At 60.5% G+C, this 25,201-nt stretch carries 27 protein-coding genes and 1 tRNA gene; 12 read left to right on the plus strand and 16 right to left on the minus strand.

What is annotated here, in order from left to right; all coding sequences use genetic code 11:
- From AB3N21_RS10340 to AB3N21_RS10355, 4 genes are all read left to right on the plus strand, one after another.
- Positions 1 to 390: a hypothetical protein gene (locus tag AB3N21_RS10340; RefSeq protein ID WP_367935164.1), complete on the plus strand. Its 390-nt coding sequence runs from the start codon at positions 1 to 3 to the stop codon at positions 388 to 390.
- Positions 390 to 1,400: a branched-chain amino acid ABC transporter permease gene (locus tag AB3N21_RS10345; RefSeq protein ID WP_171176502.1), complete on the plus strand. Its 1,011-nt coding sequence runs from the start codon at positions 390 to 392 to the stop codon at positions 1,398 to 1,400. Before AB3N21_RS10340 ends, AB3N21_RS10345 begins: the two co-directional genes overlap by 1 nt.
- On the plus strand, positions 1,397 to 2,701 hold the full coding sequence (locus AB3N21_RS10350) for a branched-chain amino acid ABC transporter permease (RefSeq protein ID WP_367935165.1): 1,305 nt from the start codon (positions 1,397 to 1,399) through the stop codon (positions 2,699 to 2,701). The genes AB3N21_RS10345 and AB3N21_RS10350 overlap by 4 nt, the downstream gene beginning before the upstream one ends.
- Positions 2,702 to 2,892: 191 nt before the next feature.
- Positions 2,893 to 3,141, plus strand: coding sequence for a hypothetical protein (locus AB3N21_RS10355; protein ID WP_367935166.1), 249 nt, complete (start codon positions 2,893 to 2,895; stop codon positions 3,139 to 3,141).
- A gap of 61 nt (positions 3,142 to 3,202) precedes the next feature.
- Here the strand turns inward: AB3N21_RS10355 and AB3N21_RS10360 are convergent, their stop codons facing one another.
- Positions 3,203 to 4,750 (minus strand): helicase HerA-like domain-containing protein, encoded by a 1,548-nt coding sequence (locus tag AB3N21_RS10360; RefSeq protein WP_367935167.1) that lies wholly within the window; start codon positions 4,748 to 4,750, stop codon positions 3,203 to 3,205.
- Positions 4,751 to 5,257: 507 nt separating this feature from the next.
- On the opposite strand from AB3N21_RS10360, the gene AB3N21_RS10365 reads away from it, so the two are divergent.
- Positions 5,258 to 5,896: an invasion associated locus B family protein gene (locus tag AB3N21_RS10365; RefSeq protein ID WP_367935168.1), complete on the plus strand. Its 639-nt coding sequence runs from the start codon at positions 5,258 to 5,260 to the stop codon at positions 5,894 to 5,896.
- Between the two features lie 66 nt (positions 5,897 to 5,962).
- On the opposite strand, the gene AB3N21_RS10370 is transcribed toward AB3N21_RS10365, so the two are convergent.
- The 4 genes from AB3N21_RS10370 to AB3N21_RS10385 are packed head-to-tail and all read right to left on the minus strand — an operon-like array spanning position 5,963 to position 10,206.
- Positions 5,963 to 7,171, minus strand: a complete 1,209-nt coding sequence (locus AB3N21_RS10370; protein ID WP_367935169.1) for a beta-ketoacyl synthase — start codon at positions 7,169 to 7,171, stop codon at positions 5,963 to 5,965.
- 9 nt (positions 7,172 to 7,180) lie between these two features.
- Positions 7,181 to 7,438, minus strand: a complete 258-nt coding sequence (locus AB3N21_RS10375; RefSeq protein WP_171176490.1) for an acyl carrier protein — start codon at positions 7,436 to 7,438, stop codon at positions 7,181 to 7,183.
- A gap of 32 nt (positions 7,439 to 7,470) precedes the next feature.
- Positions 7,471 to 8,562 (minus strand): UDP-3-O-(3-hydroxymyristoyl)glucosamine N-acyltransferase, encoded by a 1,092-nt coding sequence (gene lpxD, locus AB3N21_RS10380; protein WP_367935170.1) that lies wholly within the window; start codon positions 8,560 to 8,562, stop codon positions 7,471 to 7,473.
- 36 nt (positions 8,563 to 8,598) lie between these two features.
- Positions 8,599 to 10,206 (minus strand): murein L,D-transpeptidase, encoded by a 1,608-nt coding sequence (locus AB3N21_RS10385; RefSeq protein ID WP_367935171.1) that lies wholly within the window; start codon positions 10,204 to 10,206, stop codon positions 8,599 to 8,601.
- A 360-nt stretch (positions 10,207 to 10,566) separates the two neighbouring features.
- Between AB3N21_RS10385 and AB3N21_RS10390 the strand changes: the two genes are divergently transcribed.
- Together AB3N21_RS10390 and AB3N21_RS10395 are read left to right on the plus strand one after the other, a co-directional pair.
- A complete protein-coding gene (locus AB3N21_RS10390) occupies positions 10,567 to 11,136 on the plus strand; it encodes a YcbK family protein (RefSeq protein ID WP_367935172.1) in 570 nt (189 codons plus the stop codon).
- A 134-nt stretch (positions 11,137 to 11,270) separates the two neighbouring features.
- Positions 11,271 to 11,347: transfer RNA gene (locus AB3N21_RS10395), tRNA-Arg, on the plus strand.
- Positions 11,348 to 11,467: 120 nt separating this feature from the next.
- On the opposite strand, the gene AB3N21_RS10400 is transcribed toward AB3N21_RS10395, so the two are convergent.
- The 10 genes from AB3N21_RS10400 to AB3N21_RS10445 form a co-directional block, all read right to left on the minus strand.
- Complete coding sequence (locus AB3N21_RS10400) at positions 11,468 to 12,688, minus strand: cysteine desulfurase (protein ID WP_367935173.1); 1,221 nt, start codon at positions 12,686 to 12,688, stop codon at positions 11,468 to 11,470.
- Positions 12,681 to 13,277 carry a Yip1 family protein gene (locus AB3N21_RS10405; protein WP_367935174.1) on the minus strand — a complete coding sequence of 199 codons (597 nt, stop codon included), beginning with the start codon at positions 13,275 to 13,277 and terminating at the stop codon, positions 12,681 to 12,683. The genes AB3N21_RS10400 and AB3N21_RS10405 overlap by 8 nt, the downstream gene beginning before the upstream one ends.
- Positions 13,274 to 13,759, minus strand: coding sequence for a YIP1 family protein (locus AB3N21_RS10410; protein WP_367935175.1), 486 nt, complete (start codon positions 13,757 to 13,759; stop codon positions 13,274 to 13,276). The genes AB3N21_RS10405 and AB3N21_RS10410 overlap by 4 nt, the downstream gene beginning before the upstream one ends.
- On the minus strand, positions 13,759 to 15,039 hold the full coding sequence (gene sufD / locus AB3N21_RS10415) for a Fe-S cluster assembly protein SufD (protein WP_367935176.1): 1,281 nt from the start codon (positions 15,037 to 15,039) through the stop codon (positions 13,759 to 13,761). The genes AB3N21_RS10410 and sufD overlap by 1 nt, the downstream gene beginning before the upstream one ends.
- Positions 15,039 to 15,794: a Fe-S cluster assembly ATPase SufC gene (gene sufC / locus AB3N21_RS10420; RefSeq protein ID WP_367935177.1), complete on the minus strand. Its 756-nt coding sequence runs from the start codon at positions 15,792 to 15,794 to the stop codon at positions 15,039 to 15,041. Before sufC ends, sufD begins: the two co-directional genes overlap by 1 nt.
- Before the next feature lie 48 nt (positions 15,795 to 15,842).
- Positions 15,843 to 16,157: a heavy metal-binding domain-containing protein gene (locus AB3N21_RS10425; protein ID WP_367935178.1), complete on the minus strand. Its 315-nt coding sequence runs from the start codon at positions 16,155 to 16,157 to the stop codon at positions 15,843 to 15,845.
- A 38-nt stretch (positions 16,158 to 16,195) separates the two neighbouring features.
- The gene (locus tag AB3N21_RS10430) at positions 16,196 to 16,372 is read right to left on the minus strand and encodes a hypothetical protein (RefSeq protein WP_367935179.1); all 177 of its coding nucleotides are present in this window, start codon (positions 16,370 to 16,372) and stop codon (positions 16,196 to 16,198) included.
- A 101-nt stretch (positions 16,373 to 16,473) separates the two neighbouring features.
- Positions 16,474 to 17,997, minus strand: a complete 1,524-nt coding sequence (sufB, locus tag AB3N21_RS10435) for a Fe-S cluster assembly protein SufB (RefSeq protein WP_367935180.1) — start codon at positions 17,995 to 17,997, stop codon at positions 16,474 to 16,476.
- 16 nt (positions 17,998 to 18,013) lie between these two features.
- On the minus strand, positions 18,014 to 19,057 hold the full coding sequence (locus AB3N21_RS10440; protein WP_367935181.1) for a cysteine desulfurase family protein: 1,044 nt from the start codon (positions 19,055 to 19,057) through the stop codon (positions 18,014 to 18,016).
- Between the two features lie 61 nt (positions 19,058 to 19,118).
- Positions 19,119 to 19,577 (minus strand): Rrf2 family transcriptional regulator, encoded by a 459-nt coding sequence (locus AB3N21_RS10445; protein WP_367935182.1) that lies wholly within the window; start codon positions 19,575 to 19,577, stop codon positions 19,119 to 19,121.
- A 181-nt stretch (positions 19,578 to 19,758) separates the two neighbouring features.
- Here AB3N21_RS10445 and AB3N21_RS10450 point away from each other — a divergent pair, with 181 nt between their 5' ends.
- The 5 genes from AB3N21_RS10450 to typA all read left to right on the plus strand — a co-directional run bounded on the left by AB3N21_RS10450 (position 19,759) and on the right by typA (position 24,464).
- Positions 19,759 to 20,412: an alpha/beta hydrolase gene (locus AB3N21_RS10450; protein ID WP_171176460.1), complete on the plus strand. Its 654-nt coding sequence runs from the start codon at positions 19,759 to 19,761 to the stop codon at positions 20,410 to 20,412.
- Positions 20,412 to 20,657, plus strand: coding sequence for a hypothetical protein (locus tag AB3N21_RS10455; protein ID WP_171176458.1), 246 nt, complete (start codon positions 20,412 to 20,414; stop codon positions 20,655 to 20,657). Before AB3N21_RS10450 ends, AB3N21_RS10455 begins: the two co-directional genes overlap by 1 nt.
- On the plus strand, positions 20,654 to 21,817 hold the full coding sequence (locus AB3N21_RS10460; protein ID WP_367935183.1) for an HD domain-containing protein: 1,164 nt from the start codon (positions 20,654 to 20,656) through the stop codon (positions 21,815 to 21,817). The genes AB3N21_RS10455 and AB3N21_RS10460 overlap by 4 nt, the downstream gene beginning before the upstream one ends.
- A 417-nt stretch (positions 21,818 to 22,234) precedes the next feature.
- Positions 22,235 to 22,570: a multidrug efflux SMR transporter gene (locus AB3N21_RS10465; RefSeq protein ID WP_367935184.1), complete on the plus strand. Its 336-nt coding sequence runs from the start codon at positions 22,235 to 22,237 to the stop codon at positions 22,568 to 22,570.
- A gap of 76 nt (positions 22,571 to 22,646) precedes the next feature.
- Positions 22,647 to 24,464, plus strand: coding sequence for a translational GTPase TypA (gene typA / locus AB3N21_RS10470; RefSeq protein WP_367935185.1), 1,818 nt, complete (start codon positions 22,647 to 22,649; stop codon positions 24,462 to 24,464).
- Between the two features lie 424 nt (positions 24,465 to 24,888).
- On the opposite strand, the gene AB3N21_RS10475 is transcribed toward typA, so the two are convergent.
- Positions 24,889 to 25,201: hypothetical protein (locus tag AB3N21_RS10475; protein ID WP_367935186.1), on the minus strand; the 313-nt coding region annotated here is incomplete at its 5' end.

Here is a 25,201-nt window from a genome sequence, read left to right on the forward strand (position 1 = left end):
ATGTTGAATCCGTTCAACCTACGCCTCCTATTTATGGGTCTCTTGTCGGTCGCTGCTAACGCTGGAAATGCCGAAAAATTTGATTGTACGACTTCCATGGCATGTACCAAGGACGAAGAATGTGTGATTTTGACAGCCAAATTGCGGATTTTCGACCGGTTGCCAGGACAAGGTCGAATAGAAGCGAGGAGCTTTCTCGTCGATTTAGAAGAACTGACTCAAGATCAGGCTAAGCGGCGTGATTGGCTGATCAACGGTGCAGTTACTGGGCTTACGGGATTGGTTACAATCTACGAGGATGGGTCATTAATAATTAGTGAGCACTCTCAGGCGTCCGACGGAGCACCAATATCAACGGCCACATTTGGTAATTGTGAGAGGGAAAATTGATGGACTTCCTCAACGCCATCGTGGCGCTTTCCAACTTCGTTCTGGTTCCCGCCATTGCCTATGGCAGCCAGTTGGCCCTCGGCGCGCTGGGAGTAACGCTGATCTATGGCATCCTGCGGTTTTCGAATTTCGCCCATGGCGATACCATGGCCTTTGGTGCGATGATCGCCGTTCTGGTTACCTGGTGGCTGCAAAGCATGGGTGTCGGGCTTGGCCCGCTTCCCACCGCCTTGCTGGCCCTGCCGGTTGCCATCCTCGGCTGCATGGCGCTTGTGCTGATCACAGACCGGCTGGTCTATCATTTCTACCGAGAACAGAAGGCCAAACCCGTGATCCTCGTGATCGTGTCGATGGGCGTGATGTTCATCATGAACGGCCTCGTGCGGTTCATCATCGGTCCGAACGACCAGAGGTTCGCTGACGGCGAACGCTTTCTGATTTCGGCGCGCGATTTCAAAGAGATGACCGGCCTGCGAGAAGGGTTGGCGATCAAGACAACGCAAGGCCTGACCGTGGTTGTTGCGGTGATTGCCGTTGCACTGTTGTTCTGGTTCCTCAATAAGACCCGCACCGGAAAATCCATGCGGGCTTACTCGGACAACGAGGATCTGGCACTGCTTTCGGGCATCAACCCGGAACGGGTGGTGATGTATACGTGGCTGATCGTGGCAGCGCTGGCGACCACCGCCGGGGTACTTTACGGGCTCGACAAGAGCTTCAAGCCCTTCGTCTATTTCCAGTTGCTGCTGCCGATCTTTGCCTCGGCCATCGTGGGCGGTCTGGGCAATCCGCTGGGTGCCATCGCGGGCGGGTTCATCATTGCGTTCTCCGAGGTGACGATCACCTATGCCTGGAAGAAGGTGCTGACCTATGTGCTGCCGGACGCGCTGGCGCCGTCGGGCCTCGTGCAACTGCTCAGCACCGATTACAAATTCGCCGTCAGCTTCGTGATCCTGCTGATCGTGCTTCTGTACAAGCCCACCGGGCTCTTTAAGGGGAAAGCGGTATGAGCGAGCCGGTGAAAAATACTCTTCTCTTTCTGCTCGTCGGTGGTCTGATCCTGTTGACCGCGTTCATGCAAAGCTGGAACTCGGCCATCTTGATCCTGAACATGGGGCTGATCTCGGCGATCATGGCCATTGGCGTGAACCTGCAATGGGGGTTTGCCGGGCTGTTCAACGTGGGCGTCATGGGCTTTGTCGCGCTTGGCGGGCTGGCGGTGGTGCTGGTCGCGGCCGCTCCGACCGCGGGCGCGTGGGGCGCGGGAGGGTTCGGTATCGTGCTGGCGCTGCTGATGGGGGCCGCGACCGTCGTGGCCGCCGTGTTCGTGACCAAGAAGATGCCCAAGGGGCGCACCCGGATGCTGGTGTTGATTGCGATCATGATCGGCGGGTTCGTCCTGTATCGTGGCGTGTTCGATCCGAACGTGGCCGCCGTCGAGGCGATCAACCCCGCCGCCGCAGGCAATATCGGCGGGCTGAGCCTGCCGGTGCTGCTGGCCTGGCCCGCAGGCGGTCTGCTGGCCGCGGGCGCTGCGTGGCTGATCGGCAAGACGGCATTGGGGCTGCGCTCGGACTATCTGGCCATCGCCACGCTGGGGATTGCCGAGATCATCATCGCCGTGCTCAAGAACGAAGACTGGCTGGCGCGTGGGGTCAAGAACGTGATCGGCCTGCCCCGTCCGGTACCATACGAGATCGACCTGCAGAACGATCCAAGCTTTGTCGAACGGGCAAGCGGTCTGGGCCTCGACCCGGTCACCGCCTCGACCCTCTATGTCAAGCTGGGCTATTCGGTGCTGTTCCTCATCGTGCTATTGGTGCTGCTCTGGATGGCGCAGATGGCGCTCAAAAGCCCCTGGGGCCGCATGATGCGCGCGATCCGTGACAACGAGGTGGCTGCTGAGGCGATGGGCAAGGACGTCACCCGCCGCCACCTGCAGATCTTCGTTCTGGGCTCGGCCATCTGCGGTATTGCCGGGGCGATGATGACGACGCTGGACGGGCAATTGACTCCAGGCACTTACCAGCCGCTGCGCTTCACCTTCCTGATCTGGGTAATGGTGATCGTGGGCGGATCGGGCAACAATTTCGGCGCCGTTCTGGGCGCGATGCTGATCTGGTTCCTCTGGGTACAGGTCGAGCCCATCGGGCTGTGGCTGATGCAGGTCATCACATCCGGCATGGCCGATGGCAGCGCCCTCAAAGAGCACCTGATCGACAGCGCCGCCCATATGCGTCTGCTGACCATGGGGCTGGTGCTGCTGCTGGTTCTCCGCTTCAGCCCACGAGGTTTGATTCCGGAGCACTGAACCTGGATCGGAGCTAATGCTGAAGCCGCGCCCACAAATCCGGCGCGGCTTCTTGATTGCTGATCGCAGAAAATTTAAACGACTTTTGCGGTTTTGAAGCTATAAGGCACAGCGTCCGGCACATCTGTCGATATGGTTCTGCCGCATTGTAACGATCGTCTCTGGTAACCCTGTAACAAAATAGGCCACTCATGACCTTTTTTTCCAAATCCACTCTCATCGTGATCTCTGCGGCCACGCTTTCAGGCTGCGCCATCCCAACGCGCGAAAACCTGGCAACAACGCCGGTAAATGTCGAAACCCCTCAGGGCACGGTCACCTGCCAGCTCTACACCTCCGACACGACGCTTTGGGACGAAGCCATCGCGCATCCTGAAAGCATGACCAGCCGCGCCGCGGACAAGGTTTGCAAAGCGGAAGGCCGCCGCCGGGCCACCTGATCCCACTCCAGGTGAGCGTATTGGCACCGGCCGGAACAACATCCGGTCGGTGCACCTGTCTTTATCGGTTACGAAACAACCCACCCAATATCCCGCGCACAATCCGGCGTCCGGTCGTGCCCTTCAATTCCTTGATTACGGCAGCGGTCATTGCGGTGGCAAAGGTATCCCGTTTGCGGCTGCGCCGCGCTGTTGAGCGTCCTACCCTGCTTCCCGTGAACCGCCGGGCCGAGGAATATTCCCGATCTGCAGGCGACTGGGCCTCAACCACCTCATCCGCTTCTGCCTTTTCCGCCGCCTGTGCCGCCTGCTCGGCCCGTTGGGCCAGAACCTCGTAGGCCGAACGCCGATCGACCACGGTATCGTATTTTCCGGCCATGGAGGATGCGGCGATCACAGCCTTGCGCTCCTGCGCGGTGATCGGCCCGAGTTGTGAACCCGGTGGGCGGATCAACGTGCGCTCCACGATGCCCGGCACACCCTTTTTCTGCAGCATCGAGGTGACGGCCTCGCCCACCCCGACCTCGCGGATCGCCTCTTCAGTATCGAAGGCCGGGTTTTCGCGATAGGTTTCCGCCGCCATCCGCAGGTTCTTGCGGTCCCGGGCGGTAAACGCGCGCAACGCGTGCTGTACCCGGTTGCCAAGCTGGCCCAGGATATCCTCGGGCACGTCCGCGGGGTTCTGGGTTATGAAATAGACCCCAACCCCCTTTGACCGGATCAGGCGGGCCACCTGCTCGACCTTGTCCACCAACACCTTGGGGGCGTCCTCGAACAGCAGATGGGCCTCATCAAAGAAGAACACGAGTTTGGGTTTATCCGGATCGCCCACCTCAGGCAGTTCCTCGAACAACTCGCTGAGTAGCCACAGGAGGAAAGTCGCATAGAGCCGGGGCGCCGCCATCAGCTTGTCCGACGCAAGAATGTTCACGACACCGCGCCCGTCGGCCTCGGTGCGCATCAGGTCCGACAGTTCCAGAGCGGGCTCGCCAAACAGCCGTGTGCCGCCCTGGTTTTCCAGCACCAGCAGCCGTCGCTGGATTGCGCCGACCGATGCGGGTGAGATATTGCCATAGCGCAGCGCCAGATCGGCACGGTTCTCGCCAATCCAGACCAACAGCGCCTGCAAGTCCTTGAGATCCAGCAGCCCCATCCCCTCTTCATCGGCCAGACGAAAGGCGATGTTCAGGATACCCTCCTGCGCCTCGGACAGTTCCAGCAGGCGCGACAGCAGCAACGGCCCCATTTCGGTGACCGTGGTACGCACGGGATGCCCCTGATCTCCGAACAGATCCCAGAAGGTCACCGGGCACGCACCGTAAGCGAAATCGTCAAACCCGATTTTCTGCGCCCGCTCGGTAAACGCATTGTGAAGTTTGTGCTCGGGCGATCCCGCCTTCGCCAATCCGGACAGGTCGCCCTTCACGTCGGCCATGAAAACCGGCACGCCCGCCTTGGAAAATCCCTCGGCCAGGATCTGCAAAGTCACTGTCTTGCCCGTGCCCGTGGCCCCCGCGATCAGGCCGTGCCGGTTCGCGTATTTCAGGGCCAGCCCCTGTTGCACACCATAATCCGGCCCACCGCCGCCCAGGAAAATCTTTTCATCCATTGAAGTTATGCCTCAAGTTTTAGCGATCCACCCAGACCATACAAAGTTAACCTTTGGCTGCGATAGTGTTTTTGTCCTTCCTTGCTCAGGTGCTGTGAGGGGGACAGACTTCCTCCCTGTTAGACTGGCCGTGCCTTCGGGCACGGCTTTTTTCCGGACACGCGCCACCTCGAAACGTATTTTCCGTGACTTTACCTCTGGTTGACAAAAAAAATTGGCTTAACGGTTGACCCATGGCCCCCCCTTTCGTAACGTCTGCCGCATAACTAAGTCGGCCAGTCCGACGGGGAGATACATTTCTGAAGGGGAGCCGTCATTCGGCTCCCTTTTACGTTGACACTTCGGCTGCAACTCCGGTCGCCAAAGCCTTGACCGAGGCCGCGTTTGGCGGTGCCTTGCGGCGGATATCCGATCAAATTGACGATCCACCGAACGATAGCGCCTGACACCTTTGTGCAGCCGTGCTAGACGGTGCCAAAGAGCAGTCCCGATCCCGAAGAGGCAATCATGTTCAAGAACCCCCTCCCAGTGTGTGTCCTGGCCCTGACCGCATGGTCCCATGCGTCTTTCGCACAAGAGGCCGCGGCACCGACCGACAGCACCGATGCGACTGAACAATCAACCGACGGACAATCCGCCGGCGCCAGTGAAGTTCTCGATCTCGGCCAGCCCGTTCAGGATGGCGAGACGCCCGTGGGTCAGCGTTATTCCAGGGAAAAGCACGGCGATTGGGACCTGGCCTGCGTCAAGACGCAGTCCGATGAGGACCCTTGCTCCCTTCTGCAGATTCTGAACGGCCCTGAGGGCAACCCGATGGCCGAGTTCTCGATGTTCCGGCTAGAGGGGCGTCAGGTTGCTGTGGCGGGCGCCACCGTGATTGTGCCGCTTGAAACACTGCTGCCCGCACAGCTCACGATCTCGGTCGATGGCGGCCCGGGCAAACGCTACAACTACTCCTATTGTGCGCCGGTCGGTTGTATTGCGCAGATCGGCCTGACCCAGGAAGACATCAATGCGATGAAAAAGGGTACCGAAGCCACCATCTCGTTGGTGCCGGCACCCGCGCCGGATCAGGTGATCACGCTGAAAATGTCGCTCAAAGGCTTTACCGCTGGGTATAACGTGGTGGACGTGGTCAGCAACTGAGCCAGCCAATCAAATAAAAAGGCCGCCGCGCATCAGCGCTGGCGGCCTTTTTTAATTGGGGTGCCCTCAAACCCGGCGCAGGGCCAGAACCGCGTTCAGCCCGCCAAACGCAAAGGCGTTCGAGAGAGCCACGTTGACCTCGGCCTCCCGCGCCTCGTTCGGGACCACGTCCAGCGCGCATTCCGGGTCGGGCTCTTCATAACCGATGGTCGGGGCGATGATGCCGTCGCGCAGGGCCATGATGCAGGCCAGTAGCTCGACCGCGCCGGTGCCTCCGATCAGGTGGCCATGCATGGATTTGGTGGACGAGATCATCAGATCGTCCGCATGCGGCCCGAACACATCAGCCACGGCGGCACATTCGGTCTTGTCATTGGCCGCCGTGCCGGTTCCGTGGGCGTTGATGTAGCGCACTTCGCTGGCGTCGATGCGCGCGTCCGTCAGCGCTCCGGACATCGCACGCGCCGCGCCCTGTTTGCTGGGCATCACGATATCGGCAGCGTCCGAGGACATGGCAAAGCCCACCACCTCACACAGGATTTCGGCACCACGGGCGCGGGCGTGGTCATAATCCTCGAACACAAAGATCCCTGCGCCCTCGCCCTGCACCATGCCGTTGCGGTTGGCACTGAACGGGCGGCAGGCGTCCTTGGACATGACCCGCAGTCCTTCCCAGGCCTTGACCCCGCCGAAACACAGCATCGACTCCGAGCCGCCGGTCACCATTGCCGGGGCGGCGCCGCTGCGCACCATCTGAAACGCCAGTGCCATCGCATGGTTGGACGAGGCGCATGCGGTCGAGACGGTGAAACTCGGGCCTTTGAGGTTGTATTCCATCGACACGTGGCTGGCGGCCGCGTTGTTCATCAGCTTGGGCACTACAAACGGGTGCACCCGGTTCTTTCCGTCCTCGTAGACCGAGCGGTAGTTGTCGTCCCAGGTGCTGACCCCACCTCCGGCAGTGCCCAGCACCACGCCCGAACGGGCCGCAAGATCGCCGTGGAACTCGATCCCCGACTGTTCGATGGCCTCTTTGGTGGCGGTCAGCGTGAACTGGGTGAACCGGTCATAGAGCGTCATCTGCTGGCGGTTGAAACGTCCTTCGGCCTCGAACCCGCGCACTTGGCCACCGATCTTGATCGACAGCCGCTCGACATCGCGAAAATCCAGCTCGCCGATCCCACAGTGCCCTTCGCGCATCGCCTCAAGCGTGTCAGGTACTGAGTGTCCCAGAGAGTTGATGGTGCCCGCACCGGTGATTACGACCCGTTTCATGGTCGCGCGTCAGGCCTTTTCCGAAACGAGCTTTTCGATGCCCGCAATGATGGCTGCCACGTTCGAGATGTCGAAATCGCTGGCCGTGGGTTCGTTGGCGTTAAAGGGGATCGAGATGTCGAACTCTTCTTCGATGGCAAAGATGCTTTCAACAAGGCCCAGACTGTCGATACCCAGATCCTCAAGCGTGCTTTCGGGTGTCACGTCCGATGGTTCCAGCACGGCCTGCTCTGCAATGATCGCGATCACGCGGTCGCTGATGCTCATGTCAATCCTCTGATTATCGCCTTGGGGCTGATTTAATCGCTCGGTGACTGTTTGGAAACCGCCTTTTTCAGCGTCTCTACGTCACGGGCCAGACGCGGCAGGCGGCGCTGTGCCTTGTAGATCTCGGTATGGGTCTCCATCTTGATCGCCGGATAGCCCATGACCACCCGTCCCTTGGGCACGTTGGACAGAATCTTGGTGCCGCCGGCCGCAATCACCCCGTCGCCGATGAAGATGTTGTCGGCCACGCCGGTCTGCCCACCCAGTACCACGTTGTTGCCGATCTCGACCGAGCCGGACACGCCGGTCTGACCGCACAGCAGGCAGTCATTGCCGACCCGCGTGTTGTGGCCCACATGCACGAGGTTATCCAGTTTCGAGCCGTGGCCAATCCTTGTGTTGCGGATGGTCCCGTTGTCGACGGTACTGTTGGCGCCAACCTCGACATCGTCGCCGATCTCGACCGCACCCAGCGAATGGATGCGCAGCCAGTTCTGGGCCCTGGCATCGCCCTGATCGCCCATAGTCTTGCGCACGTTCTCGACGCCCGACACCTCGGGTGTGACAAAGCTGAACCCATCGCTGCCGATCCGCGCGCCGGGCTGGGCGATGAAGCGATCGCCGATCACCGCCCGGGCGCCGATGCTGACCATCTCGCGCAGCAGAGCGCCCTCACCCAGCGTCGCATCCATGCCGATGACGCAATTCGGACCGATGACCGAGCCGGCTCCGACTCGAGCCCGCGCGCCAACAACCGCCAACGGTCCTATGGAAACATCGCTACCAATCTCCGCCGTGGGATCAACGACCGCCGACGGGTGAATACCGGGCTGCACCCCTTGCCCCCGATCCAGCATTACTGTCACACCGGCCATGGCCATGCGTGGGCGCGGGGCAAATATAGCCGCCTCAAGTCCCAACGCCTGCCAATCCGCCCCGGGCCACAATATCGCCGCGCGCGCCTGCCCCGCCCCAAGTGCCTCGGCATATTTGGGAGACATGGCCAGCGCCAGATCAGTCCGCCCGGCATTGCCCGGCTCGGCCGCGCGCAGGATTGTCAGATCGGTATTGCCCTCAGCCTCGGCCCCAAGGGCCTCGGCGATCTGTTGGACGGTAAACTGCATTATCGGGGCTCCCTGTCAGAGGATCTGGCCCCGTGCTTACCCCTGAACCGCAGGCAGGGCCACCCCCGCCTTGTTCAGAGCCTCCCAGATCTTCTTGTCACGGCCATAGACGTCGCGGCGGTACTGCACCGCGCCGCGCGGGCCGATGAAGGCCGTGCGGTAGATCAGATGCACCGGTACCGGCTGGTCCAGAACCACCTTGGTTTCCTTGCCGGTGTTCAACATGCGGTGGAAGAACGCCTTGGGGTTTTCCTCCTGCCGGGCCAGCAGCGCATAGGCAAAATCGAACGGGTCCGCCAGACGGATACAGCCATGCGAGAACGCCCGCACCTCACGCGAGAATAGGCTCTTCTGCGGCGTGTCGTGCAGGTAGATGTTGTACTTGTTGGGAAACATGAACTTCACTAGCCCCAGCGCGTTCCGCTTGCCAGGAGGTTGACGCATCGCAAACGGGAAGCTGCGCGCGCTGAACTGGCTGAAATCCACGGCCCCGCGGTTCACCCGCCGTCCACGCCGGTCGGTGATTTCAAGATGGCTGACCGCATTTGGATTCGCGGCAAGTTTTGGCAGATATTCCTTGGTGATGATCGAGCGCGGCACATACCAGCTCGGATTGATCACCATATGCTCCATCTGGTCCGAGAACTCAGGGCTGCGGCGGTCATGCACGTTTTTGCCAATGACGGCGCGGGTTTCAAAGCTGATGCGGCCCTGGTCCACGATCTTGGCCGAGAAATCGGTCTGGTTCACCAGAATGTGCCGCCCGCCGCGTTCCTGCGGCAACCAGCGTTCCCGCTCCATCGCCACGACAACCGATTTCAGCCGGTCGGCGACGGACTTGTTGAGCTCGGTTATGGTGCCTTTGCCGGCAACACCATCGGCTTCCAGCCCATGATCCGTCTGAAACGCCAACACACCGGCGCGCAGCGCGTCGTCAAACCGACCGCTCGCAGTGGGTTTCATATACCCCATGGCGACCAGCCTATTGCGCAGCGCAAGGACCGCAGGCCCGGTATCGCCCGGCTCAAGCTTGGTCACGGGCACGGCCTCACCCCAGCCGCCCGCATTCAACAGCCGCTCAAGGGTCATCTTTTGCTTCAATAGCGCCTGGTACTGAGTCGAGTTCGGCGCCAGCGCTGCCAGATAGCCGCGCGGATTGGCCCCCGCGAATTCGGAGAGATAATCCTCAGCCGGGCGACGTTCGACCTGGCGCACCAACCCGCTGTCGATGCGCGCCGGTGTCAGCAAGCCCGATTGCAGATCATTGGCATAGCTGATGAACACATTGCTCAGCGCCGCTTCGACCATGCCCAGATCCCGAACCGTCCGCGCCTCCTCCATCTGGCGCATCAATTCGTCAACGCGATAGATGCCGGATGGCAGCCCGTGCAGGTCCGCACGCGACAACGCGTCGATCAGCGCCGCGCGGCGGGCGCGATACACATCCCCCTCACCTGTCCAGATCGGCTCATAGTTGGCTTCGCGGTAATAGGTGGCCACGCCGTCATTGGACGCAGCGGCCTCGGCAACGGCCTGTTTGAACGCCGTGATCTGAGCCGTCGCGGGCACTGGTAAGAACGCACCTGACGCTGCCAGAAAAGCTGTCAGAGCATAAGCGGTACGTTGCCGAACAAGAGTGAACATGAGGGTAACCTTGGTCATACAAATGGAACGATCTGATTTTAGTCCACCAAGTTTCCAAAATTTACGGGGAAAATGTCTATTCACAAATGCATCACTTGACAGCAAGAATCCCGGCGTGATGCGCGTTTGCATCGGATCGGGACCGCTGGGCGCGGGTGAATTGTGGCAGGCCTGTGGCAGCCCTTCTGGTATGGGCAAAAACCCGCCGAAAATTCCCCTTGGATATCTCTGAACCAAACAAGTCTTGGCCTGCGAATCCGCCTGTGGCATACATTTCGCATCTGGGGATGGAATGAACTGTTAACACAGTGCACGTAACATCGTGCGCAGGCAGGATCGTAGTACGGGACGACGCAGTAAATGACAAAAATCAGCTCAACGGGCTTGACCCGGCGTGCCCTGTTAGGTGCGTTTGCAGCAACCGCAATCGTGGCAGCACCCTCATATTCGAACGCAGCAGGCTTCTTGCGGGGGGGCGGGGATATCCGCCGCATCCGCATGTATTCCGGTCGCACCGGTGAGCGTTTGGATATGATATATTGGGTGGACGGAAAATATATCAAGGACGCCGTCAAAGAGGTCAATCACTTCATGCGTGACTGGCGCACGGATCAGGTCAAAGCCATCGACCTGCGCACCATCGACATCATGGCAGCGGCGCACAATCTTCTGGATGTCAACGAACCCTACATGTTGTTGTCCGGCTATCGCAGCCCCGGAACCAACGCAATGCTGCGTTCGCGCTCGCGCGGGGTGGCCAAGAACTCTCTTCACATGAAAGGCCAGGCCGCTGATCTGCGCCTTGCATCGCGCTCGGTCAGCCAGGTGGCACGGGCGGCGCAATCCTGCCGCGCCGGGGGCGTAGGCCGCTATTCGCGGTCGAATTTCGTGCATATGGATTGCGGCGTCATCCGCTCCTGGGGCCGTTAAACCGGCCTTTCTGACGTTTGTGACCACCCCCGCGTAAACCTGCACGGGGGTTTTCTTTTTCGACCTGCCGGGGCGCCGAAAGCAAGCAATTTGCAGTTGCGCCCCGAACGGAAGAAGGATAGCTAACGGCCCAGGCACCTGTAGCTCAGCTGGATAGAGCGCTGCCCTCCGAAGGCAGAGGCCAGAGGTTCGAATCCTCTCAGGTGCGCCATCTTCCTAAGAACACTTTGTATTTTTGACCTGAACTGCGGCTGGCCAGCACCGGCAACGGCTCTTTTCCCCGCCCATCGACCTGAGAAAAGGCGCCGTGACAAGACGATCCCGCTACGGGTCAGGCAAAAAGCTCATGCGCCAGTTCCAGCGCGTCGATCAGGGTGTCTACTTCGCCTTGCGTGTTGTAGAGGCCAAAGCTGGCGCGGCAGGTGGCGGTCATGCCAAGGTGATCCATCAGCGGCCCGGCACAGTGGTGACCAGCGCGCACCGCCACGCCCTTTTTGTCGAGGATGGTCGAGATGTCATGGGCATGGGCCGCACCGTCGAGCGTGAAGCTGAAGATCGCCGCCTTGTCAGGCCGCGTGCCCTGCACCTGTAGCCAGTTGAGCCCTGAGAACCGCTGCATGGCATAGTCGCGCAGACCGGCCTCGTGCGCGGCCACGTTCTCCATCCCCAGATCCATCATGTACTCCAGCGCGACGCCCAGCCCGATGGTCTGTACGATACCGGGGGTTCCGGCCTCGAACTTCATCGGCGGGTCGTTGTAGATCACCTGATCCTTCGAGACCTCCTTGATCATGTCGCCGCCCCCGATGAACGGGCGCATCTCGGCCATGCGCTCAGAGCGGATGTAGATCGCGCCGGATGCGGAGGGGCCATAGAGCTTGTGCCCGGTGATCGCGTAGAAATCACAGCCGATGTCGCGCACGTCCACCGGCATGTGCACCGCGCCTTGGCTGCCATCGACCAGCACCGGCACGCCCAGATCGTGTGCGCCACGGGTGATCGCCTTGACGTCCACCACGGTGCCCAAGACGTTTGAGCATTGAGTGATGGCGACCAGCTTGGTTTTGGGCCCGATGGCGTCGAGCACCGCCTGCGGGTTCAACCCGCCGTCGGGATCGGTGTCCACCCATTTCAGCACCACACCCTGCCGCTCGCGCAGGAAATGCCAGGGCACGACGTTGGCGTGATGCTCCATCACGCTCAGCACGATTTCGTCCCCGGCCTCCAGCCGCGGCATGGCCCAACCATAGGCGACCAGATTGATGCCCTCGGTGGTGCCCGAGTTCAGGACGATCTCATCCTCGCTACCTGCGTTCAGGAACCGGGCGATGGTGCCGCGTACGGCCTCGTATTTCTCGGTGGCGAGGTTCGACAGGAAATGCAGGCCCCGATGAACATTGGCGTATTCCTCGGCATAGGCCCGGGTCACAGCGTCGATCACTGCCTGCGGTTTCTGAGCCGAGGCGCCATTGTCGAGATAGGTCAGCGGCTTGCCGTTCACTTCGCGCGACAGAATGGGAAAGTCGCCGCGGATTTTCTGAACATCATACATTTGGCAAGGTTCCCGGTATCGGCCCTCCGACGAGGGACAAAAGGATGAATGACACGATGGCGATCGCAACGATCGAGGCGATCAGGACCCCTGCCGCCCGCCCGGGTGAGCCCAATCGATGCGCCTGATCGATGAAGTGGACAAAGATGTAGACGCCGATCAGAAACGCAACCAGGGCCAGCAGGACCGACAGAAACGGCACCGTCAGCAACAGGATCACACCGGCCGCCTGCACCAGAACCCGCAGGAACTGCATCCAGACCATCAGCACCATGACATCCTCGAATGCGCCCTGCCCTCCCATCATCCGACCGATGTGGAAGATGGTGAAGATGGTCAGGATCAGCCCGCCACCGACAATGGCCGCATAGGTCACCAACGACAGCGCGATACCCTGAAAGGCCGGATCGATGGTGGTAAACAGAACATTCGATGCCGCCTGGATGGTGGTGTTCAGTACCACCGCCAGCGCCAGCGCCAGCCACAGCACGTCTCGGCCCAGCCCCAGCGCCATCAACTGGCGTGCGGCCTCGGCCGGGTCGGTGACCGTGGTGACGACCAGATCGCGCCAATAGGCGGTTGAGTTCATGCGGTGGGCCTTTCTGCTTGCCTCAGGCCGGAAAGCCAGAACCACCCAAACACCACCAGCCACAAAATGCCAACCCCCTGCAGGGCTGGTCCGGGGCCGACGAAGCCAGCCACCAGCCCGTGCAGAAGCAGCGCCGGGCTTGAAGCCAGCAATGACCAGAACAGCGCCAGCCGGGCCCCGTACCAATCTCCCCTGCCCCCGACCAGCCGGGCCAGCAGATGGCTGAGTGCTGCGATGCCATAAAGGAGGAGCGGCGCGATGATCAGCCAACCCAGCAGTGCACCGCCCAGCAGCATGTTCAGCTCCTGCCCGGTCAGATGCGCCTCGCGCGCCAGACGCGGCATTTGGGCCACGAAGACCAGCGCGCAGGCGGCCATCAGGATGGCCAAAGCCCGATCCTCGCGCTGGCCCATGTCCAGCAACCGGCGAATGACACGCCCGGGGCCGCGGTAAGTGGCCGCAATATCGGTGGTGACCGGCATCAGCTGCGCCGCGTCAACCAGCCTTCGAGCCGCTCGACGATATCCTCGGCCAGAGCCTCGTCCTCGATCTCGTCCACGGCCTCGGCCAGAAAGGCCAGGGTCAGCATGTTCGTGGCGTCCTTCTCCGACACCCCGCGTGAGCGCAGGTAAAACAGCGCGGTCTCGTCGATCGCGCCCGAGGTGGAGCCGTGCGAACAGGCCACATCGTCGGCATAGATCTCAAGCTCGGGCTTGGCGAGGAATTGGCTGTCTTCGTCCAGAAGCAGCGACTGGCTGATCTGATAGCCGTCGGTTTTCTGGGCGCCTTCCTTCACCAGAATCTTGCCCTGAAACACGCCGGTGGCCCCGTTGCGCAGCACTTTCTTGAACACCTGACGGCTTTCGCAATTCACCGCGTCATGAGTGACAAAAACCGTATCGTCATGGTGGAAGTCACCGTCGCCCACGCAAGCACCCGCGACATGGGCCACCGCGTCGTCGCCGGTCAGCTCGATCACCTGCTCATTGCGGGTCAGCACGCCGTTCACCGTGAGCGTAAATGATTTGTAGACCGACCGCTCCCCCAGCCGCGTGAACATATGGGTCGCGGCGCGGCGTTCATGGTCGCGCCCTTGCGCCCGCACATGGTGCAGCGTGCCGCCATCGGCGATGTCGATCTCCATGCACTTGTTAAAGCGCGACGCAGCGGGGCCGTTTTCCAGAAGGGTAACCTCGGCCCCTTCTTCCACGCGCACTACATGGTGCAGGATGGCATCGGAATTCTCGGAGTTGTGGATGTAGACCAGATTGATCGGCTTCGATGGTTTGCCGGTCACCTGAATGGCCACGCCATCGGCGGCAAAGGCGGTGTTCAGCGCCGCGAGCGGACGGTGCACAGGCGTGTGTCCCCGCGCCTCAAGCTCGCCGTAGAGATCCTTGGCCCAGTGAATGTCCTTGCAACAGATATCTTCAAGCCGGTCGATCTTGACACCTTCGAGGCTCAGATCGTCCGAGGCTTCGGCATCGAACACTCCGTCGACAAAGACGATGCGCAGACGGTCCTGCCCGTCGAACATCGGCTTTTCGTCATGCTCGAATACCGCTGCTCGGATTGCCTGCGGCTCAACCAGCGTGTCAGGGCGGGTATACTTCCAATACTCGTCGCGGCGTGACGGCAGGCCCATCTCGCGCACCCGGGCCAAGGCGGCCTCGCGCGCGGGCTTCGTGCAGCCTGCGGTGGGCATCTCCATCACGGAGAGCCGCGCCTCGGTTGCGGTCTGTTTCAGTTCGGGCAGCGCCATCAGTTCACCTCGGCCAGAATATCGGCGTAGCCGTTGTTTTCGACCTCAAGCGCCAGATCGGCACCGCCGGTCTTGACGATGCGGCCATCGGCCATGATGTGCACCACATCCGGTTTGATGTGATCCAGCAGGCGCTGGTAATGGGTGATGACAAGGAAACCCCGCCCTTCGTCGCGCAGCGCGTTAACGCCTCCGGCCACCAACTTCATTGCATCCACATCAAGGCCCGAGTCGGTCTCATCCAGAATGCACATCCGCGGCTCGAGTATCGCCATTTGCAGAATTTCATTGCGCTTTTTCTCACCGCCCGAGAAGCCGACGTTCACGGGGCGCTTGAGCATATCAGCGTCGATCTTCAGCTCCTTCGCCTTGGCACGGACGAGTTTCAGGAAGTCAGCGGCGCTGAGTTCATCCTCGCCGCGCGCCTTGCGCTGGGCATTCACGGCAGTGCGCAGAAAGGTCATGTTGCCGACGCCGGGGATCTCGACCGGGTACTGGAATGCGAGGAATAGACCAGCGGCGGCGCGCTCCTCGGGTTCGAGCTCCAGCAGATCTTCGCCGGACAGCGACGCCGAGCCTTCGCTCACCTCGTAACCATCCCGGCCCGAGAGCACATAGGACAGTGTCGACTTGCCCGACCCGTTCGGCCCCATGATCGCATGCACCTTGCCCGCCTCGACGGTCAGATCGACGCCTTTGAGGATTTCCTTTTCCTCTTCCTCAAGTTTGACGTGCAGGTTTTTGATTTCCAGCATGTTTTCGTCCTTCGCATATCGTTCGAGGCATCTCGCCCCGGCATGTTCCTATCTCAGGCTGACCGCTGTGCCGCTGGCCGAAACCATCAGCATGCTTTCACCTACAACTTCGTAATCCAGATCGACGCCGACGACGGCGTCCGCACCCTTGTTGGCGGCGCGCATTTCCAACTCGTGCAGCGCAGTCTCGCGCGCGTCCTGCAACTTGCTTTCATAAGCGCCCGAACGGCCCCCCACCACATCGGTAATCGAGGCAAAGAAATCGCGCACGACATTGGCACCCATGATTGCTTCACCCACGACGATGCCGTGGTATTCCACGATCTGTCGGCCTTCGACTGAGGGGGTGGTTGTGACGATCATCTGATGTTTTCCTTTGTGCCCGAGCGCAGATGGCGCCTCTATCTCATGAGCCTGCGAAGAAGCTGCGCCGCGCCCCATCCGAGGAAGACACCCACAGCCACCGCCAACATCGGATTCAGAAAACTCGTTTCCCTGAAGTTCACATAAAAAATGCCGATGAGCCCGCCGAGGACAGGCAGCACGTAGGGGATGACGTCGCTTGCTTTTTTGTTCATGGTGTGCGGCTCTCCAGGCCGACCGTCTCGGGCGCCACAGTGGAGGGCTGCCCTGCACTTGTGCGTTGCAGCCTCGCCTGAAAATCGACTTGTCCCATAGGTCAGCCGACGCTCCCCTCCAGCGAGATCGCCACCAGTTGCTGCGCCTCCATCGCGAACTCCATCGGCAGCGCCTGCAGCACGTCCTTACAGAAGCCGTTCACAACCAGCGCCACCGCTTCTTCCTCGTCCATGCCGCGCTGGCGGCAGTAGAAGAGTTGATCCTCATCCACCTTGGACGTGGTCGCCTCATGCTCGCAGCGCGAGGAATTGTTGCGCACCTCTATGTAAGGCACCGTATGCGCCCCGCATTTGTCGCCGATCAGCAGCGAGTCACACTGGGTGTAGTTGCGCGAGTTCTTCGCCTTGGGGTGCATCGACACCAACCCGCGATAGGTGTTCTGCGCCTTGCCCGCACTGATACCCTTGGACACGATGCGCGACTTGGTGTTCTTGCCCAGATGCACCATCTTGGTGCCGGTATCAGCCTGCTGGTAGTTGTTGGTGATGGCGATTGAGTAGAACTCGCCCTGGCTGTCATCGCCGCGCAGGATGCAGGACGGGTATTTCCAGGTCACCGCCGAGCCCGTTTCCACCTGCGTCCACATCACTTTGGCCCGGTCGCCCCGGCAATCGGCGCGCTTGGTGACGAAGTTGTAGATGCCACCCTTGCCGTTCTCATCGCCCGGATACCAGTTCTGAACGGTCGAGTATTTCACCTCGGCATCTTCCTCGACGATGATCTCGACCACGGCGGCATGCAGTTGTGACGTGTCGCGCTGCGGTGCGGTGCAGCCTTCCAGATAGGAGACATAGGAGCCCTTGTCGGCGATGATCAGCGTGCGTTCGAACTGGCCGGTGTTTTCGGCGTTTATGCGGAAATAGGTGCTCAGCTCCATCGGGCAGCGCACGCCGGGCGGCACATAAACGAAAGAGCCGTCCGAGAACACAGCGCTGTTTAGCGTGGCATAAAAATTGTCCGAGACCGGCACGACCGAGCCCAAGTATTTCTTCACCAGTTCGGGGTGCTCGCGGATCGCCTCGGAAATCGAGCAGAAAATCACCCCGGCCTTCTTAAGTTCAGCCTGAAAGGTGGTCCCGACCGAAACCGAGTCGAACACTGCATCCACGGCAACCTTACGGCCTTCGGCAGGTGCAGCTTCAGCGCCCTCAACGCCTGCCAGAATCATCTGTTCTTTAAGCGGGATGCCCAGCTTTTCGTAAGTGGCCAGCAGTTTGGGGTCGACCTCGTCCAGCGACTTCGGCTTGACCTCCATCGACTTGGGCCGGGCATAGTAATACTGGTCTTGAAAGTCGATTTCAGGGTAGTCGACCATGGCCCAGTCGGGCTCTTCCTTTTGCAGCCAGCGGTCATACGCCTGCAGCCGCCAATCGGTCATCCACTCAGGTTCGTCGTTCTTTTCGGAGATCAGCCGGACGATATCCGGGGTCAGCCCTTTGGGGGCGTATTCCATCTCGATATCGGTTTCCCAGCCGTATTTGTAGGCACCCCCGACCTCGCGCACCGCGTCCACGGTCTCCTGATCGACGCCTTCTTTTACCTGAGTCTGGTCCAAAGCGGCCATGACATCCTCCGTCAGATCACGCGGCCCGCGCGCGATGCTTTTTCTCTTTTTCCAGCCACGCATCCGCAAAGCGCAGCACATCTTCTTCCGTTGTCCGAGGCCCAAGCGACACGCGGATCGCACTGGCTGCGGTTGCCTCGTCATATCCCATCGCGCGCAGCACAGAGCTGGCCCGGACCTTGCCGCTGGAACAGGCGCTGCCTGCGCTGATCGCAAAGCCCGCCAGATCCATCTGCATCACCTGCGTTTCGCCCTTCCATCCGGGCGTTGCAAAACACAACGTGTTCGGGAGACGGTCCTGATCTTTCCCGACAAAAATAGTAGATTTAGCGCCGGCCTCAAGGGCCTTTTCTAGAATATTTCTAAGTTCCGCAACTCGATCCCAGATACCGTCCGCCAGATCGCGGGCCGCAGCCTCGGAAGCGGCGCCGAACCCGGCTATTCCAATCACGTTTTCGGTGCCCGAACGGCGGCCCATTTCCTGCCCACCACCCTTGATCTGTGCGGGCAGATCGGTGCCCCGTTTCATCACCAGCGCACCAATGCCCTTGGGTCCGCCCAGCTTGTGCGCCGAAACCAACACCATCTGTGCGCCCATCCAGTTGAACGCAACTGGCAATTTGCCAAAGGCCTGAGTGGCGTCGGTGACCGCGATGCCCTGCGGCAGGTGCTGCACGATACCGGTTTCCGAATTCGCCAGTTGCAGCGCAGTTTGTACCGGGTCTGCGACAGTTACCTGCCCGGCCATGGAAACAGGTAAATCCTCAGAAATCCAAGCTCTTACCGCATCATGCTCAACTGCCGCGCCGTGCATTCCACGCCCAGCCAGTGCCAGCGCAGCACCTTCGGTGGAACCGGAGGTAAAGACGATATCCGCCCCATCCGCACCAAAAGCAGAGGCCACCTGTGCCCGCGCCTTTTCGACCACCCCCTTGGCCGCCCGTCCCTCGGCATGGACCGAGGACGGATTGCCGCAAACATCCATCGCCGCGATCATCGCGTCGCGCGCCTCGGGGCGCAGGGGCGTGGTGGCGTTATGATCGAGGTAAACACGTTTCATGGATGCATCTTTTTCAGCACGTCAAATCCCGGCGCATTGACCAAAGTCAGGCTTCCCACAATTAGTCATCCACGACAGCGAAAAGGCTGGGCACCGCCGGGCATGGTGCCAGATCGTTCTTGATCACGTCCGATAAACGGGTCTGGTGCAAAAACACGTAGACATGGGCGGACAGGCTCTCCCACAGCCGGTTGGTCAGAGACTGCGCCTGACTGCCTGAGGAGGCACCGGACGCTCCTGCTCCCTTATGCATGGCATCCACCGTCTCATCCACGGCTGCCAGCACCTCGACCACGCGAATCTCGGAAGCCGGGCGCGCCAGTCGGTAGCCGCCGCCTGGGCCGCGCACCGACGACACCAACTCGGCCCGGCGCAGTTTCACAAAAAGCTGTTCGAGATAGGGAAGAGAGATGTCCTGACGCTCGGAAATCTCGCCCAATGTCACCAGCGTGTCCGCTGGCTGCAACGCGATATCCGCCAGCGCCACCATCGCGTATCGGCCCTTGGTCGACAGCTTCATCCTTGCACCCTCAAAAGTCGCATTTGCGCGAAATGATTGACCTCATCGCCACCAGTGCGTATCTCCCACTGACAGCGTGACCATCCGGCGCGCCTTTCACTTAGAACCGTTCTAAGGTACCCGAGGGATACCGTCAAGAATATCCCGGTACCGCGAAAGAAGAGACAGGACCAAAGCACACATGCCCGAGGTGATTTTTCCCGGACCCGAAGGCCGCCTGGAAGGCCGCTACCACCCGCAAAAGGAAAAAGACGCACCGATCGCCATCGTGCTTCATCCGCACCCGCAGTTTGGCGGCACCATGAACAACAAGGTGGTCTACAACCTGCATTATGCCTTTTACAACATGGGCTTTACGGTTCTGCGCTTTAATTTCCGTGGCGTCGGCCGCAGCCAGGGCGAATACGATCAGGGCGTGGGCGAGCTGAGCGATGCGGCATCCGCGCTCGACTATCTGCAGTCGATGAACAACAATTCCAAGCATTGCTGGGTCGCGGGCTTTTCCTTTGGTGCCTGGATCGGCATGCAGCTGCTAATGCGCCGGCCCGAAATAACCGGCTTCATCTCGGTCTCGCCGCCCGCCAACATGTACGACTTTTCCTTCCTGGCCCCCTGCCCCTCGTCGGGTCTGATCATCAACGGCTCGTCCGACCGGGTGGCGCCGCCCACGGATACCACCGCGCTGGTCAACAAGCTGCATGAGCAAAAGGGGATCACGATCACCCATACCGAGGTGGAAGGGGCCGATCACTTCTTTCAGGACTCTCACATGGACACGCTGATCGACCACACCACCGAATATGTGAAGCGTCGCCTGACGGAGAATACCCGCTAATGTCCAACACGCTCGACACCCTTGCCGGCAAATTGGCCGAGGACACGTTGAAGGTGATGGAAGAAACCGGCCAGGACCGGCTATTTGTCGAAGTGGGCGAGGTTCTGGCCGCCGCCTCGCAATCGCTGGAAGAGGCCTATCTGACCGAGGTCCGCGTGCGTCTGGCCGAACGCACCGCGCGCAAGTTCCTGATCGGCAAGCTCAGCGAATTCCGCGAAGGTGCCAAGACGAAAGAAAAGCAGTGAGCGACCGCCTCTCCGCCCAGATCGCGTTTCTGAAACAGGCGGACAGGTTGAAAAGCGTCGATCGGGCCAATGTCCTGCTCGATCTGTCGCGGCCCGAAAACTCTGCCGAACACAGCTGGCATCTGGCGCTCTGGGCGCTGGTCTTTGCGCCTCTGGCCGAGCCTAACGTGTCGGTGGACCGTGCCATCAAAATGCTGCTTCTGCACGATCTGGTCGAAATCGAGGTCGGCGATCATCCGATCCACGAAGAGACCGACTGGGATGCCGTTGCCCGCGCCGAACAGGCCGCGGCGCGTAATCTGTTCGGCCTGCTGCCCCCGGATCAGGGCGCCGAATTTCTGGCACTCTGGACGGAGTTCGAGGCCGACGAGACCCCAGATGCCCGCTATGCCAAACGTCTGGATCGCTGCCAGCCGATCTTTCAGGTGCTTTGCGCCGAAACCCCGCGTCCGGATCACGTCGAGGTCGTGCGCGACAACCTGAATGGAGGCCGTGCCGCCTATCTGCAACAGGAATTCCCCGCCGCATATACCCATGCACGGGTGCTGTTGGGAGAGACCTCTGCGACAGGCGCCAACGCCTTCACCGCCCGCCTGCCCTTTCTGACCGAAGCCGACCGGCTTAAAACCGTCAACCGCGCCTCCCGCCTGTTGGACAATTCGCGCGTCGAGAACTCGGCAGAGCATTCGTGGCACATTATGCTTTACGCTTGGGTCCTGGCGGATCAGGCCGCGCATGAGGTTCGCATTGACCGCGTTATCCAAATGCTGCTTCTGCACGACATTGTCGAGATCGACGCCGGCGACAACCCGATCCACGGTCAGGTCGACCACGCCGCCCAGGCCGCCAAGGAAGAGGCTGCTGCAGAGCGGCTGTTCGGCTTGCTGCCTGGGGCGCAGCATCGCGAGTTTCTGTCCCTCTGGCGTGAATTCGAAGCTGCGGAAAGCGCCGACGCGATCTTTGGCAAGACCATCGACCGAGTGCAGACCCCGATTGCCAATCTCGCCAATGGCGGCGGCACATGGGTCGATTATCAGGTCAGCCTTGGCCAGATGGAAAGCCGCGTCGGCAAGCCGGTCAGCCTTGGGGCGCCCGGCCTATGGACCTGGCTTCTGCCACAACTTGAAGATTGTTTTGACCGGTTGGGGCTGCAACGCTGACCCCAAAACACCGATGCAACAGAAAAAGGGGGCCAGCGGCCCCCTTTTTTGCCATTCTGTCGGCTCGGTGTCAGACCCGGATCATCTGGTATTGACTTCCGGTCTGCGCGGCGTCGCTTTCAACGGAGCCCCCTCCAACAAGCCACCCAAGCACCACGATAATGGCAGATGTCAAAATGATGGTTTTCGCAAACGGTGTCATTCTGAATACTCTTTAAAGTCAGTCATGAAAAACGAGTGCATACTAACAACTCCTCTGTCGCCGACATAGTCAGGTTTACCTGACTTTTCACCATGACTGGCCAGTCTGTGGTTTTGATGAAGATAAGATTACGATCTGTCTTTTTTCTTGCCCGGCCAGCGAAAAACGTGCTCATGCTCGCGTCAAAATCAGCCCCAACATCAGGAGCCGCTCCCGTGCCTCAGGCTTATTTCATCCTTCTGATTGCGGTTATCGCGGAAACCATCGGTACCACGGCACTGCAGGCCAGCCAGCAGTTCACTCGGCTGTGGCCCTCGGTTCTCGTTGTGGTGGCATATGGCAGCGCCTTCTATTTTCTGTCCATGACGCTCAGGGTCATGCCGGTTGGCGTGGTCTATGCGATCTGGTCGGGCCTCGGGATCGTGCTGATTGCAATCATCGGTTTTATCGTCTTTGGTCAACGGCTGGATTGGCCCGCCGTGACCGGTCTGGGGCTGATCATCACCGGAATTCTGGTCATTCACCTGTTTTCGCGGACCGCCGGGCATTGAACGCGCGTTAGGGCTGGCATCTTTTTCCGCACCGCGTTATGCGCGCCCCAACTTCCCGTTCAAAGGCTGACCTCTCATGGACCTGCGCAACATTGCAATCATCGCTCACGTGGACCACGGCAAGACAACGCTGGTCGATGAGCTGCTGAAACAATCCGGCGCGTTCCGGGAAAATCAGGCCGTGGCCGAGCGTGCCATGGACAGCAACGATCTTGAGCGTGAGCGCGGCATCACCATTCTGGCCAAGGCGACATCGGTCGAATGGAACGGCACCCGCATCAATATCGTCGACACCCCCGGCCACGCCGATTTCGGCGGCGAGGTTGAGCGGATTCTGTCGATGGTAGACGGCGTGGTACTGTTGGTGGACGCCGCCGAGGGCCCGATGCCGCAGACCAAGTTCGTCACCTCCAAAGCGCTGGCGCTGGGCCTGCGCCCCATCGTGGTGCTGAACAAGGTCGACAAGCCGGATGCCGAGCCCGACCGCGCGCTGGACGAGTGTTTCGATCTCTTCGCCAATCTGGGCGCCGATGATGATCAGTTGGACTTCCCGGCCATGTATGCCTCGGGCCGGTCGGGCTGGGCAGATATGGAGTTGGACGGGCCGCGAAAGGACCTTTCGGCGCTTTTCGATCTGATCGTGGATCACGTCCCTGCCCCTAAACAGACCGCCCACAAGGATGAACCGTTCCGCATGCTCGCCACCACGCTGGGCAGCGACCCGTTCATCGGCCGCATCCTGACCGGCCGGGTGGAGAGTGGCACGCTCAAAGCGGGCGCCGCGCTCAAGGCCCTGTCGCGGGATGGCACGGTGATCGAGAGTTTCCGCGCCAGCAAGATCCTCGCCTTTCGGGGCCTCAGCCAGCAGTCCATCGACGTGGCCGAGGCGGGCGACATCGTCACCATCGCGGGCATGAGCAAGGCCACCGTCGCGGATTCGCTGGTCGATCCGCAGGTGAATGAGGCCCTGCCCGCTCAGCCTATCGACCCGCCCACCATCACCGTGACCTTCGGCATCAACGACTCACCGCTGGCAGGCCGCGACGGCAAGAAGGTGCAGAGCCGCGTGATCCGCGACCGGCTGATGAAAGAGGCCGAGTCGAACGTGGCCATCCGCATCAGCGACACCCCCGGCGGCGAGGCCTTCGAGGTCGCAGGCCGGGGCGAATTGCAGATGGGCGTGCTGATCGAGAACATGCGGCGTGAAGGGTTCGAACTAAGCATCTCGCGCCCGCAGGTTCTGTTTCGCGAGGAAAACGACCAGCGGCTGGAGCCCGTTGAGGAGGTCACTATCGACGTCGATGACGAATACTCCGGCGCGGTGATCGAAAAGGTCACCGGCGCGCGCAAAGGCGAGTTGGTCGAGATGCGCCCGGCAGGCGCGGGCAAGACCCGGATCATCGCCCATGTGCCGTCGCGCGGGCTGATCGGCTATCACGGCGAGTTCCTGACCGACACCCGCGGCACCGGCGTACTGAACCGGGTGTTCCACGGCTGGTCACCGCACAAGGGCCCAATCCCGGGCCGCCGCGCGGGCGTCCTGATCTCGATGGAGAACGGTCAGGCCGTGGCCTATGCGCTGTGGAACCTCGAAGAGCGCGGGCGCATGTTCCTGGGCCCCCAGACGGATGTTTATCAGGGCATGGTCATCGGCGAACACTCCCGGGATAACGATCTTGAGGTCAATCCGCTCAAGGGCAAAAAGCTGACCAACGTGCGCGCTTCTGGCTCGGACGATGCTGTGCGACTCACCCCACATGTGCAGTTTTCGCTGGAAGAAGCGATCGCTTATATCGACGATGACGAACTGGTCGAAGTCACGCCAAACGCCATCCGCCTGCGCAAGCGCTACCTTGATCCACACGAGCGTAAACGCATGGCAAAGAGCGCCTAAGAGATTGCAAATAAACAAAAAACATCCAAGCGGGATGGTCTCCCGCTTTGTGTCAGCGCCTCAATAAACTGTCACATTTTGTGAACGGCGATTTTGGGCCTATTGATGTCGCACAAGCACTTAATTCCTTGTGGCTTTCTCCGTAAAGGATAGTGAATTCCAAAATTTCAACTGATTAGTTTCGGAAGTAAACGGCAAAAGTTTGAAACAAAATTGACGAGTTTAAGGCAAGCAGGTAAGGTTAGCTGACCTTGGGTCACTAGTACTTTTTTTTGGAGTAGTCATTATGAGTGCGAAGGCACGTTTTCTTTCAGTAGTATTTGCATCTACTGCTTTATCGCTGGTCGCTTCTGGGGGATACGCGGCAGGTGGGAAATGCACATACAAAACAGCTCGCAAATCTGTATCCACTGAAACCTTGTGTTCATGTCGTGTCGTCGAGGCCCGCATGCTGCGCTATTTGCAGCGCCGGTCCGATTTCGAGGACATCCTTGCGCGAACCACGCTGACTTGTCCGGGTTTTGCTGCGGTGCTGACGGATTTTCCAACGGCATCGGTGTCGGACCCATCCGACGATTCTGATCGCAGCGACGATGATGACAGAGAAGACATCGGTCGGGACGACGACGGCGGCGATGATGGCGGCGATGATGGCGGCGACGGCGGCGATGATGGCGGCGACGACGGCGGCGATGATGGCGGCGATGATGGCGGCGACGATGGCGGCGACGACGGCG

The organism is Ruegeria sp. (assembly GCF_040830605.1).
GTDB lineage: Bacteria > Pseudomonadota > Alphaproteobacteria > Rhodobacterales > Rhodobacteraceae > Ruegeria.